Source organism: Flavobacterium resistens (assembly GCF_900182645.1).
GTDB lineage: Bacteria > Bacteroidota > Bacteroidia > Flavobacteriales > Flavobacteriaceae > Flavobacterium > Flavobacterium resistens.
Window position 1 is genome coordinate 655,655 of the sequence record NZ_FXTA01000003.1, and the last position, 18,285, is coordinate 673,939.

Genomic DNA, 18,285 nt, shown 5'->3' on the forward strand with positions numbered 1-18,285 from the left:
TTTATTTCTTAAAAGTTAGTATCCATTGCAAAACATCTTCCATTATTGTGGTATTAATAGAGTAAATAATGAATTGCCCTTTTTTTTCGGATGTAATTAAATCGGCTCGTTTTAAAATATCTAAATGATGAGAAATACTAGGTTTCGAAATATTAAAAGCATCAGCAATTTCTCCCGCTGTCAAATCTTTCTGCTTCAACAGTTCAAGAATCTCTCTGCGGGTTGCATCATTTAATGCTTTAAAAATCTCATTCATCATTTATATATTTAGACAAATATCTAAATACTTTTTTAATTGGCAAAAAAAAAGCAGTATTTTTTTACATTACTGCTTTTTAATATTTATAAATATTCTTTTAAAACTTATGTTCGTCTTTACTTATTACCAAAAATGAAAATAAAGAAATACAAGCAGCCGCTGTCAAATACAAGCCTACGTAATTCACACTATAAGTTGATGCCAACCAAATTGCTATCATAGGCGCAAAAGCAGCTCCTAAAATTCCCGCCAAATTAAAAGTTAAAGATGCGCCAGAATAACGAACATTCGTAGGAAACAACTCTGATAGAAAAGTTCCCAACGGACCATAAGTAAAGCCCATTAAAGCCATTCCGATACAAGCAAAAATAGTAACCAGAGTAATATTTCCTGAACTCAAAAAGTAAGAAAAGAAAAATCCGAAAATTGCAATCGCTATTGTGGCCAAAATAAGCATTTTGCGACGACCAATTTTATCAGCAACCACAGCCGAAACTGGAATAAAAATGGCAAAAAACAATACCGAAAATAATTGAATTAACAATCCGTCTCTTTTAACAATTCCTAAATCTGAAGTTGCCCAGCTCAAAGTAAAAACAGTCATCAGATAAAAAACCAAAAAAGTTGTAATAGCGCAAAATGTTCCAAAAATCAATTGATTTTTATACGATTTAACCAAAGTCAAAAATGGAACTTTTACTTCCTCATGCTCTTTTTTTGAATTTTCAAATGAAGGAGTTTCACTAATTTTTGTTCTGATATAAAACCCAACAACAACTAAAAGTGAACTAGCAATAAACGGAATTCTCCATCCATAATCCATAAAATCTTCATTGCTCATTGAATCAGTCAACAATAAAAAAGTACCGCCTGAAAGCAGCAATCCAATTGGAGCGCCTAATTGCGGAAACATTCCATACCACGCTCGTTTATTTGGTGGCGCATTTTCAATTGCCAACAAAACTGCTCCTCCCCACTCTCCGCCTAAACCAACACCTTGTCCGAAACGACATAACATCAATAATAAAGGAGCTGCAATACCAATACTGGCATGACTTGGCAAAAATCCAATTGCAACCGTAGAAATTCCCATAGTTAATAACGCTGCAACTAAAGTAAATTTACGTCCAATTTTATCTCCATAATGTCCAAAAAAAGCAGAACCTAAAGGGCGCGATAAAAAGGCGATTGAAAAAGTTGCTAAGGACTGCAGAGTCGCCATTGTTGAATCGGCACTAGGGAAAAATAATTGCGGAAAAACCAATACTGCAGCATTGGCATAAATATAAAAATCAAAAAATTCAATTGTGGTGCCTATAAGGCTTCCAAAAAGAACATGTTTTAGAGAGTTTTTCTGATCAGGGCTAGTTTTCATGTAAAATAGATATAACTTTTTTTTGATTACAAAAATATAGTTTCATTATTAATAATTCATGTTTAGCCAAAATAGTTTTAAAACAACAATTACTTTTTAACAAATTTAATGTGTTTTATGTTTTATAGATTTTCATTTAAGCCAAAATTAAAAACTTGATTTTATGATCTTTAATAATCGTTAACAAAAAATCAAATCATAAGCAATCGTTAAAAACGTTTTTAACTGTATATTTTCATTAAATTTACAGCTATCAAAAATAAATCTAAAATTATGCCTACCGACTGTATCAGCTATCAAAATTCAGGATATTTCTCTACCTTGATACAAGATTATTTAGATCAAAAACCAGCACTGCAATCTTTATATAATAATTTTCCAACATTGGAGAATTTCGAAAAACAAATCCAGGAAAAACAATCCAATTTTGATAACAACAACCGAATTCCTTTGGTTGAAACGCTAAAAAAACAATATCAAAATAGTGAGATTTCAGATTTAACTAAACAAAATATTGAGCTTTTAACATTAGAAAATACTTTTACAATTACAACTGGCCACCAATTAAATTTGTTTAGCGGTCCTTTGTATTTTTTATATAAAATCATTTCGACAATTAATTTGACCAAAGAATTAAAGTCAAAGTATCCATCGAATAATTTTGTTCCAATTTATTGGATGGCGACCGAAGACCATGATTTTGAAGAAATCAATTACTTTAATTTTAAAGGAAAAAAATTCAGATGGAACAAAGAAAGCACTGGTCCGGTTGGCCGACTTTCGACTGAAGGTTTAGCCGAATTTTTCGAAATTTATTCCTTAGAATTAGGATCAAATACAAACGCAAATATTTTAAAAAAGCTTTTTGAAGATGCTTATTTAAAACATGATAATCTAGCGGATGCAACGCGTTTTTTAGCCAACAGTCTGTTCGCAAATTACGGATTAGTGATTTTAGATGCTGACAATGCCAATTTAAAACATGCTTTTATTCCATTTGCAAAAGAAGAGTTAGAGAAAAACACTTCTTATAAAGCTGTTCAAAAAACAATTGAAACTTTAAAAGATTATACGGTTCAGGTAAATCCCCGTGAAATTAATTTATTTTATATCGAAGATAATTTGCGTGAAAGAATCATTTTTGAAAACGATAAATATCACGTTAACAATACCAAAATATCATTTTCTAAAGATGAAATCTTCACATTATTAGAAAGCAATCCAGAGAAATTCAGCCCAAATGTAATTATGCGTCCGCTATATCAAGAAATTATTCTTCCTAATTTATGTTACATTGGCGGAGGCGGAGAAATTGCGTATTGGCTGGAATTGAAATCTTTTTTTGATGCTGTAAATATTACTTTTCCAATAATTTTAATACGTAATTCAGTTCTTCTTTCTACAGAAAAACAAGCTAAAAAAGCCGATAATTTAGGTTTAACCTGGAAAGATTTATTTACAAAACAGGAAAATCTAGTAAATGCGATTACACACAAAATTTCAGCTTTCCCAATTGATTTAGCACCTCAAAAAGAATTGCTGAAAACACAATTTGAATATCTTTACAATCTAGCCAATCAAACTGATAAATCATTTTCCGGTGCCGTGAAAGCTCAGGAAGTAAAACAGACAAAAGGTTTAGAGAATTTAGAAAAACGTTTATTAAAAGCACAAAAAAGAAAATTAAGCGATCAATTAGAACGAGTAATCGACTTGCAATGTGAATTGTTCCCAAACAACAGTTTACAGGAACGTCAAAGCAATTTTTCTGAATTTTATCTGGAAAAAGGCGAACAGTTAATTCCGCTTTTAATCCAAAAACTAAAACCATTAGAAATGAATTTTAATATTATAACAATTTAAAAAACAATAAAATAATAATTCTTGAGAGCCAAATAACCACCTATCTTCTCAAAATTATTATCCAATAAACCAAATAGCGATTTTTAAAATTATTAACTAACCTATTTACCCTAAACCAATGGTAAAAGAACGCTTAATTTCGCTAGATGTCTTTCGCGGACTCACTATTTTATTAATGACAATTGTCAACAATCCCGGAGACTGGGGCAATGTTTATCCGCCGTTACTACACGCCGAATGGAACGGTTGCACGCCAACCGACTTAGTTTTTCCATTTTTTGTATTTATTATGGGAGTTGCCATACCACTTGCAATGCCTGATAAAATCTACGACAACACCACATTCAATAAAATTCTCATTCGTTCCTTAAGAATGTTCTGCCTTGGAATCTTCTTTAATTTTTTTGGAAAAATTCAGCTATTTGGACTTGAAGGAATTCCCCTTTTGATTGGCCGTTTAGCCATCACTATTGCTGTTGGATATGCTTTAATGGGAAGTTTTAGTTCAAAAGTTAAAAACATTTTAGCATTTTCAATTCTGATTATTTACTTCTTTCTGGCTTATAGTGGTATTGAAGCTTATCAAGATGTCAGACTTCCTGGAGTTTTACAACGAATCGCAATTGTCTATTTTGTAGTTTCTCTTCTATATTTAAAAACTTCTCAAAAAACGCAAATTATTACCGGAATAGTTTTGTTACTCGGATATTGGGCATTAATGACACTAATTCCAGTTCCCGGAATTGGAGAAGCAAATCTCGATAAGGGAACAAATCTCTCTGCGTGGCTAGATGGCGTTTTATTAAAAGGACACATGTACCGAGGCACCGTAACTTGGGATCCTGAAGGAATTTTAAGTACCCTTCCGTCAATTGTAAACGGAATTATAGGATTGTTGATCGGGAAAATTCTGCAATTAGATACAACCAAAATTCAAAAAGCCCAAAAAATGGGTATTGTAGGAACCACGCTTATATTTTTCGGTTTGCTTTGGGATGTTATTTTCCCAATAAATAAATCAATCTGGACCAGCAGTTATGTTTTATATACAACAGGACTGGCGACAGTATTTTTAACCATTTTATATTTAATAATCGACATTAAAGATTATAAAAAAGGATTTAAACTGTTTTTAATCTGGGGAGTAAATCCAATGATTGTATTTTTTACATCACAGATTATTCCGCAAGCTTTAGTAATGATTGAATTCCAAAATCCGCATGCTCCTTCAGAAAAAATCAACTTATTAAATTATCTGTATAGCTTCTGGATTGCACCATTTTTTAATAATCCAATGACAGCTTCATTAGCTGGAGCATTAGTTTATGTAGGCATTTGGACATTTATCTTATGGATATTCTACAGAAATAAATTAATATTTAAAGTATAATTTTCCTTATCAAATTATCAAGAGGTGGACAGTTGTCTGCCTCTTTTTTTATGGCAATATTCATAATTGAGACTTTTCTTAATCAAAACATCATTCTAACCTATTTAAATTATGAATTTATTAAAATCAATTCGCAAAAAAAGTCTACTTTTGCACAAAATTAAAAATAAGCAATAAAATGGCAACAAATAGAACTTTTACAATGATTAAACCAGATGCTGTTGCAAACGGACACATCGGGAATATCTTAGCAATGATTACTAATGGAGGTTTCAAAATCGTTTCATTAAAATTAACTCAATTAACTGTAGCTGATGCTCAAGCATTTTACGCAGTTCACGCAGAAAGACCTTTCTACGGAGAATTAGTTGAATTTATGTCACGCGGACCAATTGTTGCCGCAATTTTAGAAAAAGACAACGCAGTAGAAGATTTCAGAACTTTAATTGGAGCTACAAACCCAGCTGAAGCTGCTGAAGGAACTATTCGTAAAGCATACGCTACTTCTATCGGAGAAAATGCAGTTCACGGTTCTGACAGCGATGAAAACGCTGCAATCGAAGGTGCATTCCACTTTGCTGGAAGAGAGCAATTCTAATAATTTTAGATTGTAGAGTTAAAATTTCAGATTACTGAACTTAACGATCACAAATAAAAAAATCCATTCGCCATGGCGAATGGATTTTTTTTATACTGTAAAATCTAAAATCTAAAATCTAAAATCTAAAATCTAAAATCTAAAATCTAAAATCTAAAATTAACGAAGTACGACATCTTTCACTACTTCACGCCCCAATTCTTCATTAATCATTTTTACGATTTTTGATTTTCCATGGCTTAATTCTTCTCTTAAAACAGCCGAACCCAATTCAACATAAAGCGTACTTCCTTTCAAAACAACATTTCTCGTGTATGTTTTAACTCCATTTCCCATTAAATTTGTCCAAGCCTCTTTTACATCAATTTGATCCATTCCAGGTTGCAATTTATTCACCTGAATAATCTGCTGCAAAACAGCTCCAATCGTACTTTCGTTATTTAGTCTTTTCGCCATCATTCAAAATATTAATTGGTTCCGCTTTTTTATAATGATATTCTTTGTTCTGATCATTTTTAACTACAAATTCTTTATCAGAAATTGAAATTAATTCCTCGCTCCATTTGGCATAACTCGTTTTATAATCCAAAAATGTGCCTTTATCCGTAAACCTAACCGATACATTTTCAAAAGTATTTGTTGTCAAAAAAGTCCCATCAAGTTGCGCCATCACTTTTGTCCTTTTTCCTTTGGTCCCTTTAATTTCAAAAAAATCAAAATTCTCATTCATTCCGTACGCCTTCTCTTCTCCTTTATCAAAAACCACTTTTTCAATTTCCCAATATCCATTCAGTTTTGCAATATCTGCGGGTTTTATTTCTTGTTTGCAGCTCACAAACAAAAGTGATAAAACCAAAATCATAAAAGTGTTTTTCATAATAAATATAATATTAATAAGAAGCTGATACCTGCTGTCCGCTGTATCTTTTGCGCCGAACCCCGGCACAAAAGGATGTCGCTCCCATCAGGGCTAGGGCTCCCGTTTTCAAAAGAAAATTTAGCGAACTACAAAGTTAAACTTATAAATTTCAAAAGAAATAAAAAATTGCAAAACCCATTAAACTATTTTATATATTTTTGGTCAAACCCCAAACTAAAACCAAAAAACATGACTAAAACCTTTTGTACCATCCTGACAATCTTATTGTTTGCAAGTTGCAGCAAAGATTCTACTGAACCAGAAACAACTCCTTCAGAAAGTATGTATTTCCCGCCAATAACAGGAAATACTTGGGAAACGAAATCAATAGCTGATTTAAAATGGAATCAAAGTGCCGTTCAGCCTCTTTTAGATTATTTGCAGCTCAAAAACTCCAAATCATTCATAATCCTAGTTAACGGCCGAATCGTGTTAGAAAATTACTTCAACGGACATTCAGCAACAACACCATGGTATTGGGCCAGTGCTGGAAAAACATTGACTTCAACCGTTACTGGAATTGCACAACAAGAAAATTTATTAAATATAAATGATAAAGTTTCAAAATATCTAGGCACTGGCTGGACAAGCGAAACATTAGCACAGGAAAACCTAATTACCTGCAAACATTTATTAACGATGACATCAGGATTAGACGACAGCACAGACGATGTCGAACCTGCCAATTTAAAATACAAAGCCGATGCCGGTTCTCGATGGGCATATCACAATGTATACGTAAAGTTACAAGATGTTGTCGAAAAAGCAAGCGGACAAAAATGGGAAAGCTATTTCAACAGTAAATTAAGAGACAAAATCGGAATGAACGGTAATTGGGTTCAAATCGATGTCAACAGTGTCTATACCAGCAACACAAGAAGCATGGCGCGTTTTGGGCTTTTAATGCTAAACAAAGGAAAATGGGAAAACAACACCATTTTGAACGAAGCTTATTTCAATGAAGCCACAACAACCTCACAAAACATCAATTTAGGCTATGGCTATTTATGGTGGCTAAACGGAAAAGCTTCCTACCATTTACCACAATCGCAACTTACTTTTCAAGGAAGCGTAATTCCGACTGGACCAAGTGATATGTTTATGGCATTGGGAAAAAACGATCAAAAAATATATGTTATTCCGAGCAAAAAAATGGTTGTAATCAGAATGGGCGATGCAGCAGATAACCAAAATCTTGCACTATCCGATTTTGACAAAACACTTTGGGAAAAAATTAATGCTTTGTATCAATAAAAAAGTTTTTAAATGGGAAAAGCGGTTTAAAACTTTTCCCATTTAAAAACTCATATTATTTTCAGAAAATAAAACTGAAAATAATTATCGTTTGGTTTTCATTCTTTTTAGAACTCCCATAAAAAAGAATCCTATTCCAAGAACTAATAAAATATAGTAAAAAGAAAGACTGTTATCTCTTAACACATTCGCCAAAACAAAACAGATAACACTCGCGAAATAAAATACTACAGGCGATGCATTTTTTATAGATTCGAAACTCATTTTTAATTATTTAAAGAAACTGTCAACGAATTCATATTTATTAAAGACTTGCAAATCTTCAATTCCTTCGCCCACGCCAATATATTTTACCGGAATTTTAAATTGGTCCGAAATTCCAATTACAACCCCGCCTTTTGCTGTTCCATCTAATTTTGTTACTGCAAGTGAAGTTACTTCAGTTGCTGCAGTAAATTGTTTTGCTTGTTCAAAAGCATTTTGACCTGTTGAACCATCTAAAACCAAAAGTACGTCGTGCGGAGCATCAGCAACAACTTTCTGCATTACACGTTTTACTTTTGTCAACTCGTTCATCAAATTGATTTTATTGTGCAAACGGCCAGCGGTATCAATAATTACAACATCTGCATTTTGAGCTACAGCAGATTGCAAAGTATCAAACGCTACAGAAGCAGGATCACTTCCCATATTTTGTCTTACAATTGGCACATCAACTCTGTCAGCCCAAACCTGCAATTGATCAATTGCTGCAGCGCGGAAAGTATCAGCAGCACCTAAAACAACTTTGTGACCTGCTTTCTTAAACTGATAAGCTAATTTTCCAATTGTTGTTGTTTTCCCTACTCCGTTTACTCCAACAACCATTAAAACGTAAGGTTTTTTATCTTTTGGAACTTCAAATTCAGTTGCTTCGCCAGTATTGGTTTCAGACAATAACGCTCCAATTTCATCTCTAAGAATCTGATTCAATTCGTCAGTTCCTAAATATTTATCTTCGGCAACACGTTTTTCGATTCTCTCGATAATTTTCAAAGTTGTATTTACACCAACATCCGAAGCTACAAGAACTTCTTCCAGATTATCTAAAACATCATCATCAACTTTAGATTTTCCAGCAACGGCTTTACTTAACTTTGAGAAAAAAGTAGTTTTTGTTTTTTCAAGACCTTTGTCTAAAGTCTCTTTTTTTTCGGTAGAGAATAATTTTTTAAAAAAACTCATTTTTTTGTAGATTTTTTGATTATTAGATTTCTTGATTTTCAAATCAGAAATCTAAATCTTTAAAGAAAGTGCAATTGTTCCTCAAAAAAGGACCAATTGTTACGATTCTCTAAATTTTTAGACAAATATAGGTAATAAAAAAGCTACTTCCGAATGAAAGTAGCTTTTCTATATAATGTAATTGTAATTATTTCTTTTTCAAGAATTCATCAACTTCTTCAGGAGCCATAATAGATTCTACGAATGTATATGCACCAGTTTTAGGAGATTTTACCATTTTGATGGCTTTTGATAATCTCTTAGAAGATGTTTGTAACGATGCTACGGTTTTCTTTGCCATGATTCAAATGTTATTTGAAGCTTTTATAAAACTCTCATGGCTAAACCATTCGAGATTTACAAAAATCTCTAATTATTACTTAATTTCTTTATGAACAGTTACTCTTTTCAAGATTGGATTAAATTTTTTAATCTCTAATCTGTCTGGAGTATTTTTTTTGTTCTTAGTTGTAATATATCTAGAAGTTCCTGGAACACCAGAAGTCTTGTGCTCAGTACATTCTAAAATTACTTGGATTCTATTACCTTTCTTTGCCATCTTGCTATATATTTATTTAGGAAAAGATTATTTGATAAATCCTTCTGACTGCGCTTTTTTCAAAACAGCAGTGATTCCATTTTTATTAATTGTTTTTATCGTAGATGCTGCTACTCTAAGAGTAATCCATCTATCTTCTTCTGGAAGATAAAAACGCTTTTTAACTAAGTTTACAGAAAACTTTCTCTTAGTTTTGTTCATAGCGTGAGAAACGTTATTTCCTACCATCGCTCTTTTACCTGTAAGGTCACAAACTCTTGACATTATACTTATCTTTTATCGTTATTCAAAATCAGGGTGCAAAGAAAAGAAAAATAAACCATTGTAGCAAAAAATTATTGCACAATTTTTAAAATTTCTTTCTGTAATATTTCTAAACTCTTAATAGTCGCTCTATCTATCACTTTTTCACGTGGTTGACCAAAGTTAAATTCTTCTACAATTATATCATCTGGTGTTGCCAAAGCTATAAAAACAGTACCAATTTCAGCATCTGAGTCACCTTTTGACGGTCCGGCGTTCCCAGTTGTCGCAATTGCATAGTCGGTTTTAAGCATCTCTTTAACACTCAAAGCCATAGCCTTTGCAACCTCTGCACTTACAACCGAATATTCATCAATTAAATCTCGCGAAATACCCAAAACATTGACCTTCGCTTCTGTCGCGTACGAAACAACGCTCCCTTTAAAATATTTTGACGAACCTTGCACAGAAGACAAAAGCGAAGCAATCCTTCCTCCAGTACAGCTTTCCGCAGTTGAAATTGTTTTATTTTGTTTCGAAAGCAGTTTGCCAATTACGGTTTCAATTGTTTCATTTTCTTCGTAACCAACTATTATATCATGAATTATCGCATCCAACGACTGAACATTGTCTTCAATTGCTTTCTCCAATTCTTCTTTATCTGTTCCTCTTGCAGTTAAACGCAAACGCACCCTTCCAGGATTTGGCAAATAAGCCAATTTGATAAAATCTGGCAAGTTATTCTCCCATTCTTCAATGCGTTCAGCGACTAAACTTTCGCCTTGACCATAAGTTAAAATGGTTTTATGAATAATATAAGGACGCTTGTATTCTCTAACTATTTTCGGAATTATTTCTTCTTCAACCAAATATTTCATTTCATATGGAACTCCTGGAAGCGAAACAAATACAGTATTTTCCTTTTTCATCCACATTCCTGGTGCAGTCCCAACCTGATTATGAAGAACCGTACAAGTTGAAGGTACCAAAGCCTGATCTTTATTCAATTGTGAAATTGGTCTTTTATAAAAACCTTCAATCAGTTGTGTTACGTGCGCCAAAACTTCTGGATTTACAACTAACTCATCATCAAAATATTCGCAGAAAGTTTTTTTGGTGACATCGTCTTTTGTCGGCCCCAAACCACCAGTCACAATAACAATATCAACTTTGTTTTGAAGCTGGGAAAAAGTATCTAAAATTTGTTTTTTATCATCACTTATCGAGATCATTTCCGTTACCTCAACTCCAATTCGGTCTAATGATTTCGCAATAAAACCTGAATTCGTATCAATAATCTGACCTATTAATATTTCGTCCCCTATAGTTATAATAGTTGCTTTCATAACATTAAAATGCTTTATTATTTCTTACATAAGTAAGCCAAAAATTTACAATGGAATATTTTTAAATTTTGTCTTTGGAGAGAGGTATTAAAGCGCCTTTACAAGTTAAAAGCCGCTTTCACAAAATTCACGAATAACAATCTTAACTTATTCCTGTTTTTTTTCAACAGGAATAAATCAGATTTTAATTTTTAAAGATCAAAGTCTTTTTTGATTTCTTTTATTGCTTCTTTTACTTGTATCTTAATACTCTTAAAAGTTTCAACAATATCTTTTTTCTTGCCTTCTGCTTTTGTCCATGCTTCTACTTGAAGAATTTCTTCAAAAGCCACATTCAAGCCCATCAAATCTAGCGTAGGTTTTATTTTGTGCGCGTATGAATAGGCATATTTATGATCCTTTTTCTTAATTCCTTCTTTGATTTGCTTTAAATCTTCAGGAACTTCAGTAACAAATAATTTTAGAATTTCATTTACAAATTCCGGATCATTATCTGAAAGCGCATATACTTTCGAAAGGTTATACTTTAAAGCCATTATTTTACTTGTATTCTGAATAATTTTTTATCTTCTAAAAATCCTTCTAAAACATCATTTGGTTTTACCGCAGCAACACCTTCAGGAGTTCCTGTAAAAATAATATCCCCAATTTTTAATGTAAAAAACTGCGAAACATACGACACAAGTTCATCAATTTTCCACAACATCAAACTTGTATTTCCTTTTTGAACGGTTTTAGAATTGTTTGTTAACTCAAAAGTAAGATTTTCCATAGAAACGAAATCACTTTTTGGTAAAAAATCTCCAATGACCGCAGAGCCGTCAAATGCTTTTGCTTTTTCCCAAGGCAATCCTTTCGCTTTTAATTTGTCTTGTAAATCTCTGGCAGTAAAATCGATACCTACACTAATTTCGTCATAGTACTTATGAGCAAACTTAGGTTCGATATACTTTCCTACTTTGTTAATTTTAACAATTATCTCTATTTCGTGATGAATCTCCTCAGAAAATTCTGGAATTACAAACGGATGTTGTTTTAACAAAACTGCCGAATCCGGTTTCATAAAAACCACAGGTTCCTCTGGACGTTCGTTTTTTAATTCCGCAATATGATTGGTATAATTTCTACCGATGCAAATAATCTTCATTTCTTTTTAAGTTGCTAAGATTCTAAGACACTAAGATACTAAGAACTTAGCGCCTTAGAATCTTAGCACCTCAGAACCTTATTTCGTATTTAATTTTCTTAGTTTAATTCCTGTCAAAACTTTTTTCGTATACAAAGGAAAATCGGCATTTTGGATCCAGCTAAAATATCCAGGTTCTGTTTCCAAAACTTTTTCAACTTTGACACCTTTGTGTTTTCCGAAGGTAAAAATCTCCTCATCATCTTGATCAAAAGCAATCATTCCGGCAAAATCAGCAATTTTTTTACGCGTTGTAAATTCAGACAACACTTTCATATCATTTTCCAATTCAGGATAACGATCCAACTGCGCTTTTAAAATTTCGTAAGTCGCCATTGTATCAGCTTCTGCCGAATGCGCATTGTCAAGCGTTTTTCCACAGTAAAATTTCAAAGCCGCGCTCAAAGTACGCTCTTCCATTTTATGAAAAATAGTCTGGACATCAACTGAAACTTTATTTTTCATATCAAAATCAACCCCCGCACGAAGTAATTCTTCGGCCAAAAGCGGAATATCAAAACGATCTGAATTAAAACCTCCCAAATCACTGTCTTTTATCATATTATGAATATGTGGAGCCAATTCTAAAAAAGTCGGCTCATTTGCCACTTTTTCATCGGTGATACCATGAACAGCCGTAGTTTGTGGAGGAATTGGAATAGTAGGATTCACTAACCATGTTTTGCTTTCCTTATTTCCGTTTGGAAAAACTTTAAATATTGAAATTTCTACGATACGATCCTTACCGATATCAATTCCAGTTGTTTCAAGATCAAAAAAGCAAATTGGTTTGTTAAGTTTTAATTCCATTTTAATTTTTATAAGATTACAAATGTAAATTTTAAAGCCGACTTTTCCGACCCTATTTTTATTTTTTTGCCCACAATTAGACTATTTTTTAAATTTTAACTTCAAAAAAGAATCTAAAATAGCGTTGTCTAAAATTTATTTTTCTATTTTTTCACTAATAAAAAACCCGGAAAACGAAATCATTTTCCGGGTCTAAAATTTATTTATAATAGATTAGAAATCTCTATCTACATCAAAAGCTTCTAAATATTCTGCTACTCTTTTTACAAAACTTCCTCCTAATGCACCATCAACAACTCTGTGGTCATAAGAGTGCGATAAGAACATTTTTTGACGAATTCCGATAAAATCACCTTCTGGAGTTTCAATAACAGCAGGAACTTTACGAATTGCTCCAAGTGCTAAAATTCCAACTTGCGGTTGATTGATAATTGGCGTTCCAAAAACACTTCCAAAAGTTCCTACATTCGTAACTGTGTATGTTCCTCCCTGAGTATCGTCTGGTTTTAGTTTTCCTGCTTTTGCACGGTTTCCTAAATCATTAACCGCTTTTGCCATTCCAACAAGATTCAACTGATCTGCATTTTTAATTACAGGAACAATTAAATTTCCGTTAGGCAAAGCTGCCGCCATTCCTAAGTTTATATTTTTCTTTTTGATAATATAATCACCATCAACAGAAATGTTCATTCCAGGAAAATCTTTAAGCGCTTTTGCAACCGCTTCCATCATAATTGGCGTAAAAGTCAATTTCTCTCCTTCTCTTTTTTCGAAAGCTGTTTTAACTTTATCTCTCCATTTTACAATGTTTGTAACGTCAACCTCAATAAACGATTGTACGTGTGCTGAAGTCTGAACCGAAGCTACCATGTAACCTGAAATCAGTTTACGCATTCTGTCCATTTCAATAATTTCGTCACCTCCATTCACTGAAACCGGAGCAGCCTGCTGGCTTTTTTGAACCACTGGCTCTGCTGCTGGAACTACTTTTGGAGTTTCAGCAACAACTTTTGGTGCTTCTTCAATCGCTTTTGGTGTCTGAACAACTCCTGATTTGCGATCTTCAACATATTTTAAAATATCTTCTTTAGTAACTCGTCCATCTTTTCCTGAACCCTGAATTCCGTTAAGTTCAGCAACAGAAACTCCTTCTTCTTTAGCAATATTTTTCACTAATGGAGAAAAGAATTTATCCGATGAAGCAAAATCCTGAGGAGCGCTTACAGTTTCTTTTACCGCTTCAATTGTCTTTTCAATTTCTGCCGCCGCTACCGGAACTACTGCTTCTTCAACTTTTGTTTCAGCTGGAGCATCACCTTCTGTTTCAATAATTGCAATAGTTTGCCCTACCTGAACTAGATCATCTTTACCAAATAACTGTTCAACTAAAACTCCTGATACCTCGCTTGGCACTTCGCTGTCAACTTTATCAGTCGCAATTTCCAGTACAGCTTCATCAGCTTCAATTCTGTCTCCAACTTCTTTCAACCAGTTTGTAATAGTTGCTTCAGCGACACTTTCTCCCATTTTAGGAAGTTTTAATTCAAATCTTGCCATATTGTTAACCTCAAGGGTGATTTTGATTTTCAGATTGCGAAATTACCGAATTTTTTAAATATAAATTACATTTAATATAATTTTTTACTCAATTTTTACAATTTGCCCTCTGTCATTTCGAGAATTGCTTCCAATAATAAAATTTGTTTTTTTGGGGAAAATCTTAAAAGTAACGTTCTTATCTTTAAGAGTTTCTATGATTTTGATACATTTTTTGAATGAAACGTACTGATTATCTAAAATAATCTCAACCTTTTTACCCTTAAAAACGTGGCACGAATTTACCATTTTTTCTTTTTTGAAATCTAAAAACTCTACTTTATTTTTTAGAATTGCAGGCAATTTTTCAGACAAAATACTATTTGAAGAATAAAAAATATACTTTTCTGGTGAAAGTTTTCGTTTTGGTTTTCCTTGAAACATTTTAGCAAAAGCAAAAAACCAAATTCCGATTTGAATGAATGCGCTAAAAAACAATGATTTCTTGAAATGCTTTTTATAAAAGAAATTCATTGCTTCCTGAAAACGTTTCATATATTTTTCATCTTTTATTGTGCTCTCACCTTTATAATGCAAAACTGTTGTTTCATGAAAATAGTAATTTGACTTTTGTTTGAGCAACGCACGATATGACAAATCGATATCATCGGCATACATAAAACAATTTTCGTCGAAACCTTTTAAATCCAGATAAAGTTCTCGTTTCATAAACATAAACGCACCAACAAGAATTTCAACTTTTCCGTTCTCATTTTCGTCAATATGCTGTGCATAATATTGATTGAAATTTTTCAATTTTGGAAAGATTTTATACAAACCTAAAACTTTTGTAAAAGCAACCCAAGGCGTTGGAATACCACGTTTACTTTCAGGCAGAAAATTTCCCGTTCCGTCGATTAGTTTACAGCCAATTATTCCTAGATCGTTTTTTTCTTCGGCGAAAGCCAAAATTTTAGCAAAAGTATCTTCAGCAACTATGGTATCGGGATTCAAAATACAAATGTATTTGCCTTTTGCTTCCGCAACTCCAATATTGTTTCCTTTTGGAAAACCAAAATTTTCTTTGTTTTGAATGAGTTTTACTGAAGGAAACTTTTCCTGAATCATCAAACAGGAATTATCTGCCGAATTATTATCGACAACAATAATTTCAGCATCAAGCGTTGCAATTGCTTCCTGAACACTTAAAACGCATTGTTCCAGAAAGTATCTTACATTATAATTAAGAATTATTACCGATAATTGCATGAAAATTTTGGGCTGATGATTTTTGGGGAAGTTAAAAATTTTCTGTTAATCCCAATCGTAAAGACCAATCGTTTTTACTTATTCCGTAATCCAAAGCTAAATTGCTATTGTTTTTTTTATTCCATTTAATTCGGACTCCGGTTCCAACCGCTGGATGCCATTTGTCAAATTGATAGGTATCCAATTTTGAAACCGATGAAATATTGGCAAAAAAAACGGCTCCAAAAAAACCATTTCTGGTTATATCAGTTCGATATTCGGTTTCAAAATAAATCAATGCGTTGCTTCGGTATCTGTTTTTTGTAAAACCACGTCCCGTTTTCCCATCACGATCCCAGCCAATACTTGGTAAATCAAGATAATGAGGTTTTCCTCCAAAAGTTGACCAATAAAATGCTCGCGACGCCCAAACGCGATGTTTGGTTTTACTGAAAGAATGGTATTTTCTTGCATCAAAATACAATGATTGCCATTTGTCGCCGTTTACACCGCTTGTATTTATTCTCAAATCAGCTTCTATATACATTCCTCCTTCGGGATTAACGATGTTTTTTCGGGAATCATACAAACCTTGAATCGCGAATCCAAAAGAAGTTTCATCTGAAAAATCTCCATTCATGTATTTTACATAGTCTGTTTCTTCATCTATATAAGATTCCTCAGAAATATTAGTGTAATTATCATAAAGAAACCCCATTCCTAACCGATAATTACCAACAACTTTTCGTGTAATAAATTGATAAAAACGCCATTGCTTATAATCTAAAGTTGACATTTCTTCTTTTGAATTATTATCGCCCAAGCCGTAAGTAAGCTGCGGATAAATTAGATAACGATAATCGCCAATGAAATTCCACTTATTGTCTTTTGTATAAATATAAGATTGAATTGGAAACACATATTGATTGCTAAAACTAAAATAAGGCGAAAACGAAACCTGTGACATATTTGTTGTTTCATGATCCTCACCCAAATAAAAAGTAGTCAAAAAAGAGATTACGAGTCCGTTTGAATTATTTGCACCAACCGGAACTGGCAATAGAGAAAAAGCCAATTTTCTATCTCTGCGTTCGTTGATTGTATCATTTTTTTTAAAGATTTTTTGAATGACGTCTAAAATATCTTGACTTTGCACAGAAATACTATCATTTTGCGAATAACAAAATGGCGAAACAAAAATTAAAAACAAGATAAATTTTATTTTTAAACCACTCATTAAAAAGAAGTTAAGAATACATCCTAACAAATTTAAAACTTTATTAAGACAATAGCATCTTTTCAAAAAGAATTACAGAAAGAAAATTAAGTCAGTAGAAAAAGTATCTTTGAAAGAACGAATATTGATTTCAAAAACAAATTTAATTATGCTTCGATTGTTTTATCTGCATATCGTATTTATCTTTTTAATTTCCAGTTTTAACAACAAATCCAATTTGGAATCAATAAATCTTGTAAAATCAAACACTTGGTTTATTGCTGGTCCGGCCAATGAAAATCAGGAAACGATAAATGCTGTTCGCCAAAAAGAAGGCATTATAAGAGTTACTGCCAAAGATTTTCCGAGAGGTGAAATTGAATTAAATGTTACTATTATTCCATCAGAAACAAATGACGGAATTCCGAAAAATTTATCTGCCGATTCTGGTTTTGTTACTATTATATACAAATCGACTCAGCTGATAAAATTACAGGCGCGAGAAGGAAATCCGGAGGGAACAGGTTGTATACATGGAGGTTCGCATCCCATGACTGATTTACCGGCATCTCCTAACAGTTTTACTACCTTAAAAATTCCCTGGAAAAACTTCAGGCAAGATGGATTAGTTGATGGGCGACTTTTGAATATTCATAACCTGTGTAAATTCAATTTTGTGAATTACAAACCAATTTCGGGAGCACTATTAGAAATAAAATCTGTTATAATTCAAAATTAAAAAAACATGAAACCAAGACTTTTTCTTTTACTTTTTATTACATTTTTAAACTTCGCCTACAGCCAAAAAAAAGCTGCAACTCCAAAAATAGACATTAATGGTGTTTGGGAAGATATCAATTCTGGCGTTCAAAATGCTGTTGCGATTATTTCAGATCAAAATGGAAAAATTATATTTTCGCATTATTTAGAATGGAAAGGTCAAAAATTTGTAGAAAGCGGCACAGGAAAAAGAACAGGAAATACAATTACCTATACAGTAAATGTGACTTTACCAATTGAAGGCTGGGCAACTGCCGGAACTCATACTTTGGTTTTATCTGAAGATGGAAACACACTTGAAGGAACTTTTAAAGACAACAAAGATCGAAATGGTCCAATCGCATTTAGGCGAGTTAGATGATTTTGTTTCAAGTTTCAAGTTTCAAGTTTCAGGTTTCAGGTTTTGCTTGTGAAACTTGAAACCTGAAACTTGAAACTAT

Annotated in this window: 22 protein-coding genes; 6 read left to right on the top strand and 16 right to left on the bottom strand. The window is 32.7% G+C overall.

Going from position 1 to position 18,285, the window contains the following annotated elements:
* Position 1 precedes the first annotated feature (1 nt).
* Together FN795_RS14135 and FN795_RS14140 are read right to left on the bottom strand one after the other, a co-directional pair.
* Positions 2 to 256, bottom strand: a complete 255-nt coding sequence (locus FN795_RS14135; protein WP_142451306.1) for an autorepressor SdpR family transcription factor — start codon at positions 254 to 256, stop codon at positions 2 to 4.
* Between the two features lie 100 nt (positions 257 to 356).
* Positions 357 to 1,634 carry an MFS transporter gene (locus FN795_RS14140; protein ID WP_142451194.1) on the bottom strand — a complete coding sequence of 426 codons (1,278 nt, stop codon included), beginning with the start codon at positions 1,632 to 1,634 and terminating at the stop codon, positions 357 to 359.
* 273 nt (positions 1,635 to 1,907) lie between these two features.
* Between FN795_RS14140 and bshC the strand changes: the two genes are divergently transcribed.
* The 3 genes from bshC to FN795_RS14155 all read left to right on the top strand — a co-directional run bounded on the left by bshC (position 1,908) and on the right by FN795_RS14155 (position 5,485).
* Entirely contained in the window at positions 1,908 to 3,497 is a 1,590-nt protein-coding gene (bshC, locus tag FN795_RS14145; protein ID WP_142451195.1) for a bacillithiol biosynthesis cysteine-adding enzyme BshC, read from the top strand.
* Positions 3,498 to 3,615: 118 nt separating this feature from the next.
* The gene (locus FN795_RS14150) at positions 3,616 to 4,887 is read left to right on the top strand and encodes an acyltransferase family protein (RefSeq protein ID WP_142451196.1); all 1,272 of its coding nucleotides are present in this window, start codon (positions 3,616 to 3,618) and stop codon (positions 4,885 to 4,887) included.
* A gap of 178 nt (positions 4,888 to 5,065) precedes the next feature.
* Positions 5,066 to 5,485 carry a nucleoside-diphosphate kinase gene (locus FN795_RS14155; protein WP_129052660.1) on the top strand — a complete coding sequence of 140 codons (420 nt, stop codon included), beginning with the start codon at positions 5,066 to 5,068 and terminating at the stop codon, positions 5,483 to 5,485.
* Positions 5,486 to 5,644: 159 nt separating this feature from the next.
* On the opposite strand, the gene FN795_RS14160 is transcribed toward FN795_RS14155, so the two are convergent.
* Together FN795_RS14160 and FN795_RS14165 are read right to left on the bottom strand one after the other, a co-directional pair.
* A complete protein-coding gene (locus tag FN795_RS14160) occupies positions 5,645 to 5,941 on the bottom strand; it encodes a DUF721 domain-containing protein (RefSeq protein ID WP_142451307.1) in 297 nt (98 codons plus the stop codon).
* A complete protein-coding gene (locus FN795_RS14165; RefSeq protein ID WP_142451197.1) occupies positions 5,922 to 6,362 on the bottom strand; it encodes a hypothetical protein in 441 nt (146 codons plus the stop codon). The genes FN795_RS14160 and FN795_RS14165 overlap by 20 nt, the downstream gene beginning before the upstream one ends.
* 231 nt (positions 6,363 to 6,593) lie before the next feature.
* Between FN795_RS14165 and FN795_RS14170 the strand changes: the two genes are divergently transcribed.
* The gene (locus FN795_RS14170) at positions 6,594 to 7,658 is read left to right on the top strand and encodes a serine hydrolase domain-containing protein (RefSeq protein WP_142451198.1); all 1,065 of its coding nucleotides are present in this window, start codon (positions 6,594 to 6,596) and stop codon (positions 7,656 to 7,658) included.
* 84 nt (positions 7,659 to 7,742) lie between these two features.
* On the opposite strand, the gene FN795_RS14175 is transcribed toward FN795_RS14170, so the two are convergent.
* The 12 genes from FN795_RS14175 to FN795_RS14230 all read right to left on the bottom strand — a co-directional run bounded on the left by FN795_RS14175 (position 7,743) and on the right by FN795_RS14230 (position 17,086).
* On the bottom strand, positions 7,743 to 7,922 hold the full coding sequence (locus FN795_RS14175; RefSeq protein WP_142451199.1) for a hypothetical protein: 180 nt from the start codon (positions 7,920 to 7,922) through the stop codon (positions 7,743 to 7,745).
* 6 nt (positions 7,923 to 7,928) lie between these two features.
* Entirely contained in the window at positions 7,929 to 8,882 is a 954-nt protein-coding gene (ftsY, locus tag FN795_RS14180; RefSeq protein WP_035647842.1) for a signal recognition particle-docking protein FtsY, read from the bottom strand.
* Between the two features lie 187 nt (positions 8,883 to 9,069).
* On the bottom strand, positions 9,070 to 9,222 hold the full coding sequence (locus FN795_RS14185) for a DUF4295 domain-containing protein (protein ID WP_008468081.1): 153 nt from the start codon (positions 9,220 to 9,222) through the stop codon (positions 9,070 to 9,072).
* A 75-nt stretch (positions 9,223 to 9,297) separates the two neighbouring features.
* On the bottom strand, positions 9,298 to 9,480 hold the full coding sequence (gene rpmG / locus FN795_RS14190) for a 50S ribosomal protein L33 (protein WP_008253902.1): 183 nt from the start codon (positions 9,478 to 9,480) through the stop codon (positions 9,298 to 9,300).
* Positions 9,481 to 9,507: 27 nt separating this feature from the next.
* Positions 9,508 to 9,744: a 50S ribosomal protein L28 gene (rpmB, locus tag FN795_RS14195; protein ID WP_008468080.1), complete on the bottom strand. Its 237-nt coding sequence runs from the start codon at positions 9,742 to 9,744 to the stop codon at positions 9,508 to 9,510.
* A gap of 71 nt (positions 9,745 to 9,815) precedes the next feature.
* On the bottom strand, positions 9,816 to 11,069 hold the full coding sequence (locus FN795_RS14200; RefSeq protein WP_142451200.1) for a competence/damage-inducible protein A: 1,254 nt from the start codon (positions 11,067 to 11,069) through the stop codon (positions 9,816 to 9,818).
* 191 nt (positions 11,070 to 11,260) lie between these two features.
* A complete protein-coding gene (locus FN795_RS14205) occupies positions 11,261 to 11,605 on the bottom strand; it encodes an Hpt domain-containing protein (protein WP_035647847.1) in 345 nt (114 codons plus the stop codon).
* A complete protein-coding gene (locus FN795_RS14210; RefSeq protein WP_142451201.1) occupies positions 11,605 to 12,216 on the bottom strand; it encodes a fumarylacetoacetate hydrolase family protein in 612 nt (203 codons plus the stop codon). Before FN795_RS14210 ends, FN795_RS14205 begins: the two co-directional genes overlap by 1 nt.
* 78 nt (positions 12,217 to 12,294) lie before the next feature.
* The gene (locus FN795_RS14215) at positions 12,295 to 13,065 is read right to left on the bottom strand and encodes a 3'-5' exonuclease (protein WP_035647851.1); all 771 of its coding nucleotides are present in this window, start codon (positions 13,063 to 13,065) and stop codon (positions 12,295 to 12,297) included.
* 213 nt (positions 13,066 to 13,278) lie between these two features.
* On the bottom strand, positions 13,279 to 14,622 hold the full coding sequence (locus FN795_RS14220; protein ID WP_142451202.1) for a dihydrolipoamide acetyltransferase family protein: 1,344 nt from the start codon (positions 14,620 to 14,622) through the stop codon (positions 13,279 to 13,281).
* Positions 14,623 to 14,706: 84 nt separating this feature from the next.
* The gene (locus FN795_RS14225; RefSeq protein WP_142451203.1) at positions 14,707 to 15,870 is read right to left on the bottom strand and encodes a glycosyltransferase family 2 protein; all 1,164 of its coding nucleotides are present in this window, start codon (positions 15,868 to 15,870) and stop codon (positions 14,707 to 14,709) included.
* A 31-nt stretch (positions 15,871 to 15,901) separates the two neighbouring features.
* A complete protein-coding gene (locus tag FN795_RS14230; RefSeq protein ID WP_244289985.1) occupies positions 15,902 to 17,086 on the bottom strand; it encodes a BamA/TamA family outer membrane protein in 1,185 nt (394 codons plus the stop codon).
* Positions 17,087 to 17,303: 217 nt separating this feature from the next.
* On the opposite strand from FN795_RS14230, the gene FN795_RS14235 reads away from it, so the two are divergent.
* Positions 17,304 to 17,804 carry a hypothetical protein gene (locus FN795_RS14235; protein ID WP_244289986.1) on the top strand — a complete coding sequence of 167 codons (501 nt, stop codon included), beginning with the start codon at positions 17,304 to 17,306 and terminating at the stop codon, positions 17,802 to 17,804.
* 6 nt (positions 17,805 to 17,810) lie between these two features.
* The gene (locus FN795_RS14240; protein ID WP_142451205.1) at positions 17,811 to 18,206 is read left to right on the top strand and encodes a hypothetical protein; all 396 of its coding nucleotides are present in this window, start codon (positions 17,811 to 17,813) and stop codon (positions 18,204 to 18,206) included.
* Positions 18,207 to 18,285 lie beyond the last annotated feature (79 nt).

Coding starts and splice junctions, on each gene's coding strand:
- FN795_RS14135 (WP_142451306.1), bottom strand. CDS start 256: ATGAATGAGATTTTTAAAGCATTAAATGATGCAACCCGCAGAGAGATT.
- FN795_RS14140 (WP_142451194.1), bottom strand. CDS start 1,634: ATGAAAACTAGCCCTGATCAGAAAAACTCTCTAAAACATGTTCTTTTT.
- bshC (WP_142451195.1), top strand. CDS start 1,908: ATGCCTACCGACTGTATCAGCTATCAAAATTCAGGATATTTCTCTACC.
- FN795_RS14150 (WP_142451196.1), top strand. CDS start 3,616: ATGGTAAAAGAACGCTTAATTTCGCTAGATGTCTTTCGCGGACTCACT.
- FN795_RS14155 (WP_129052660.1), top strand. CDS start 5,066: ATGGCAACAAATAGAACTTTTACAATGATTAAACCAGATGCTGTTGCA.
- FN795_RS14160 (WP_142451307.1), bottom strand. CDS start 5,941: ATGGCGAAAAGACTAAATAACGAAAGTACGATTGGAGCTGTTTTGCAG.
- FN795_RS14165 (WP_142451197.1), bottom strand. CDS start 6,362: ATGAAAAACACTTTTATGATTTTGGTTTTATCACTTTTGTTTGTGAGC.
- FN795_RS14170 (WP_142451198.1), top strand. CDS start 6,594: ATGACTAAAACCTTTTGTACCATCCTGACAATCTTATTGTTTGCAAGT.
- FN795_RS14175 (WP_142451199.1), bottom strand. CDS start 7,922: ATGAGTTTCGAATCTATAAAAAATGCATCGCCTGTAGTATTTTATTTC.
- ftsY (WP_035647842.1), bottom strand. CDS start 8,882: ATGAGTTTTTTTAAAAAATTATTCTCTACCGAAAAAAAAGAGACTTTA.
- FN795_RS14185 (WP_008468081.1), bottom strand. CDS start 9,222: ATGGCAAAGAAAACCGTAGCATCGTTACAAACATCTTCTAAGAGATTA.
- rpmG (WP_008253902.1), bottom strand. CDS start 9,480: ATGGCAAAGAAAGGTAATAGAATCCAAGTAATTTTAGAATGTACTGAG.
- rpmB (WP_008468080.1), bottom strand. CDS start 9,744: ATGTCAAGAGTTTGTGACCTTACAGGTAAAAGAGCGATGGTAGGAAAT.
- FN795_RS14200 (WP_142451200.1), bottom strand. CDS start 11,069: ATGAAAGCAACTATTATAACTATAGGGGACGAAATATTAATAGGTCAG.
- FN795_RS14205 (WP_035647847.1), bottom strand. CDS start 11,605: ATGGCTTTAAAGTATAACCTTTCGAAAGTATATGCGCTTTCAGATAAT.
- FN795_RS14210 (WP_142451201.1), bottom strand. CDS start 12,216: ATGAAGATTATTTGCATCGGTAGAAATTATACCAATCATATTGCGGAA.
- FN795_RS14215 (WP_035647851.1), bottom strand. CDS start 13,065: ATGGAATTAAAACTTAACAAACCAATTTGCTTTTTTGATCTTGAAACA.
- FN795_RS14220 (WP_142451202.1), bottom strand. CDS start 14,622: ATGGCAAGATTTGAATTAAAACTTCCTAAAATGGGAGAAAGTGTCGCT.
- FN795_RS14225 (WP_142451203.1), bottom strand. CDS start 15,870: ATGCAATTATCGGTAATAATTCTTAATTATAATGTAAGATACTTTCTG.
- FN795_RS14230 (WP_244289985.1), bottom strand. CDS start 17,086: ATGAGTGGTTTAAAAATAAAATTTATCTTGTTTTTAATTTTTGTTTCG.
- FN795_RS14240 (WP_142451205.1), top strand. CDS start 17,811: ATGAAACCAAGACTTTTTCTTTTACTTTTTATTACATTTTTAAACTTC.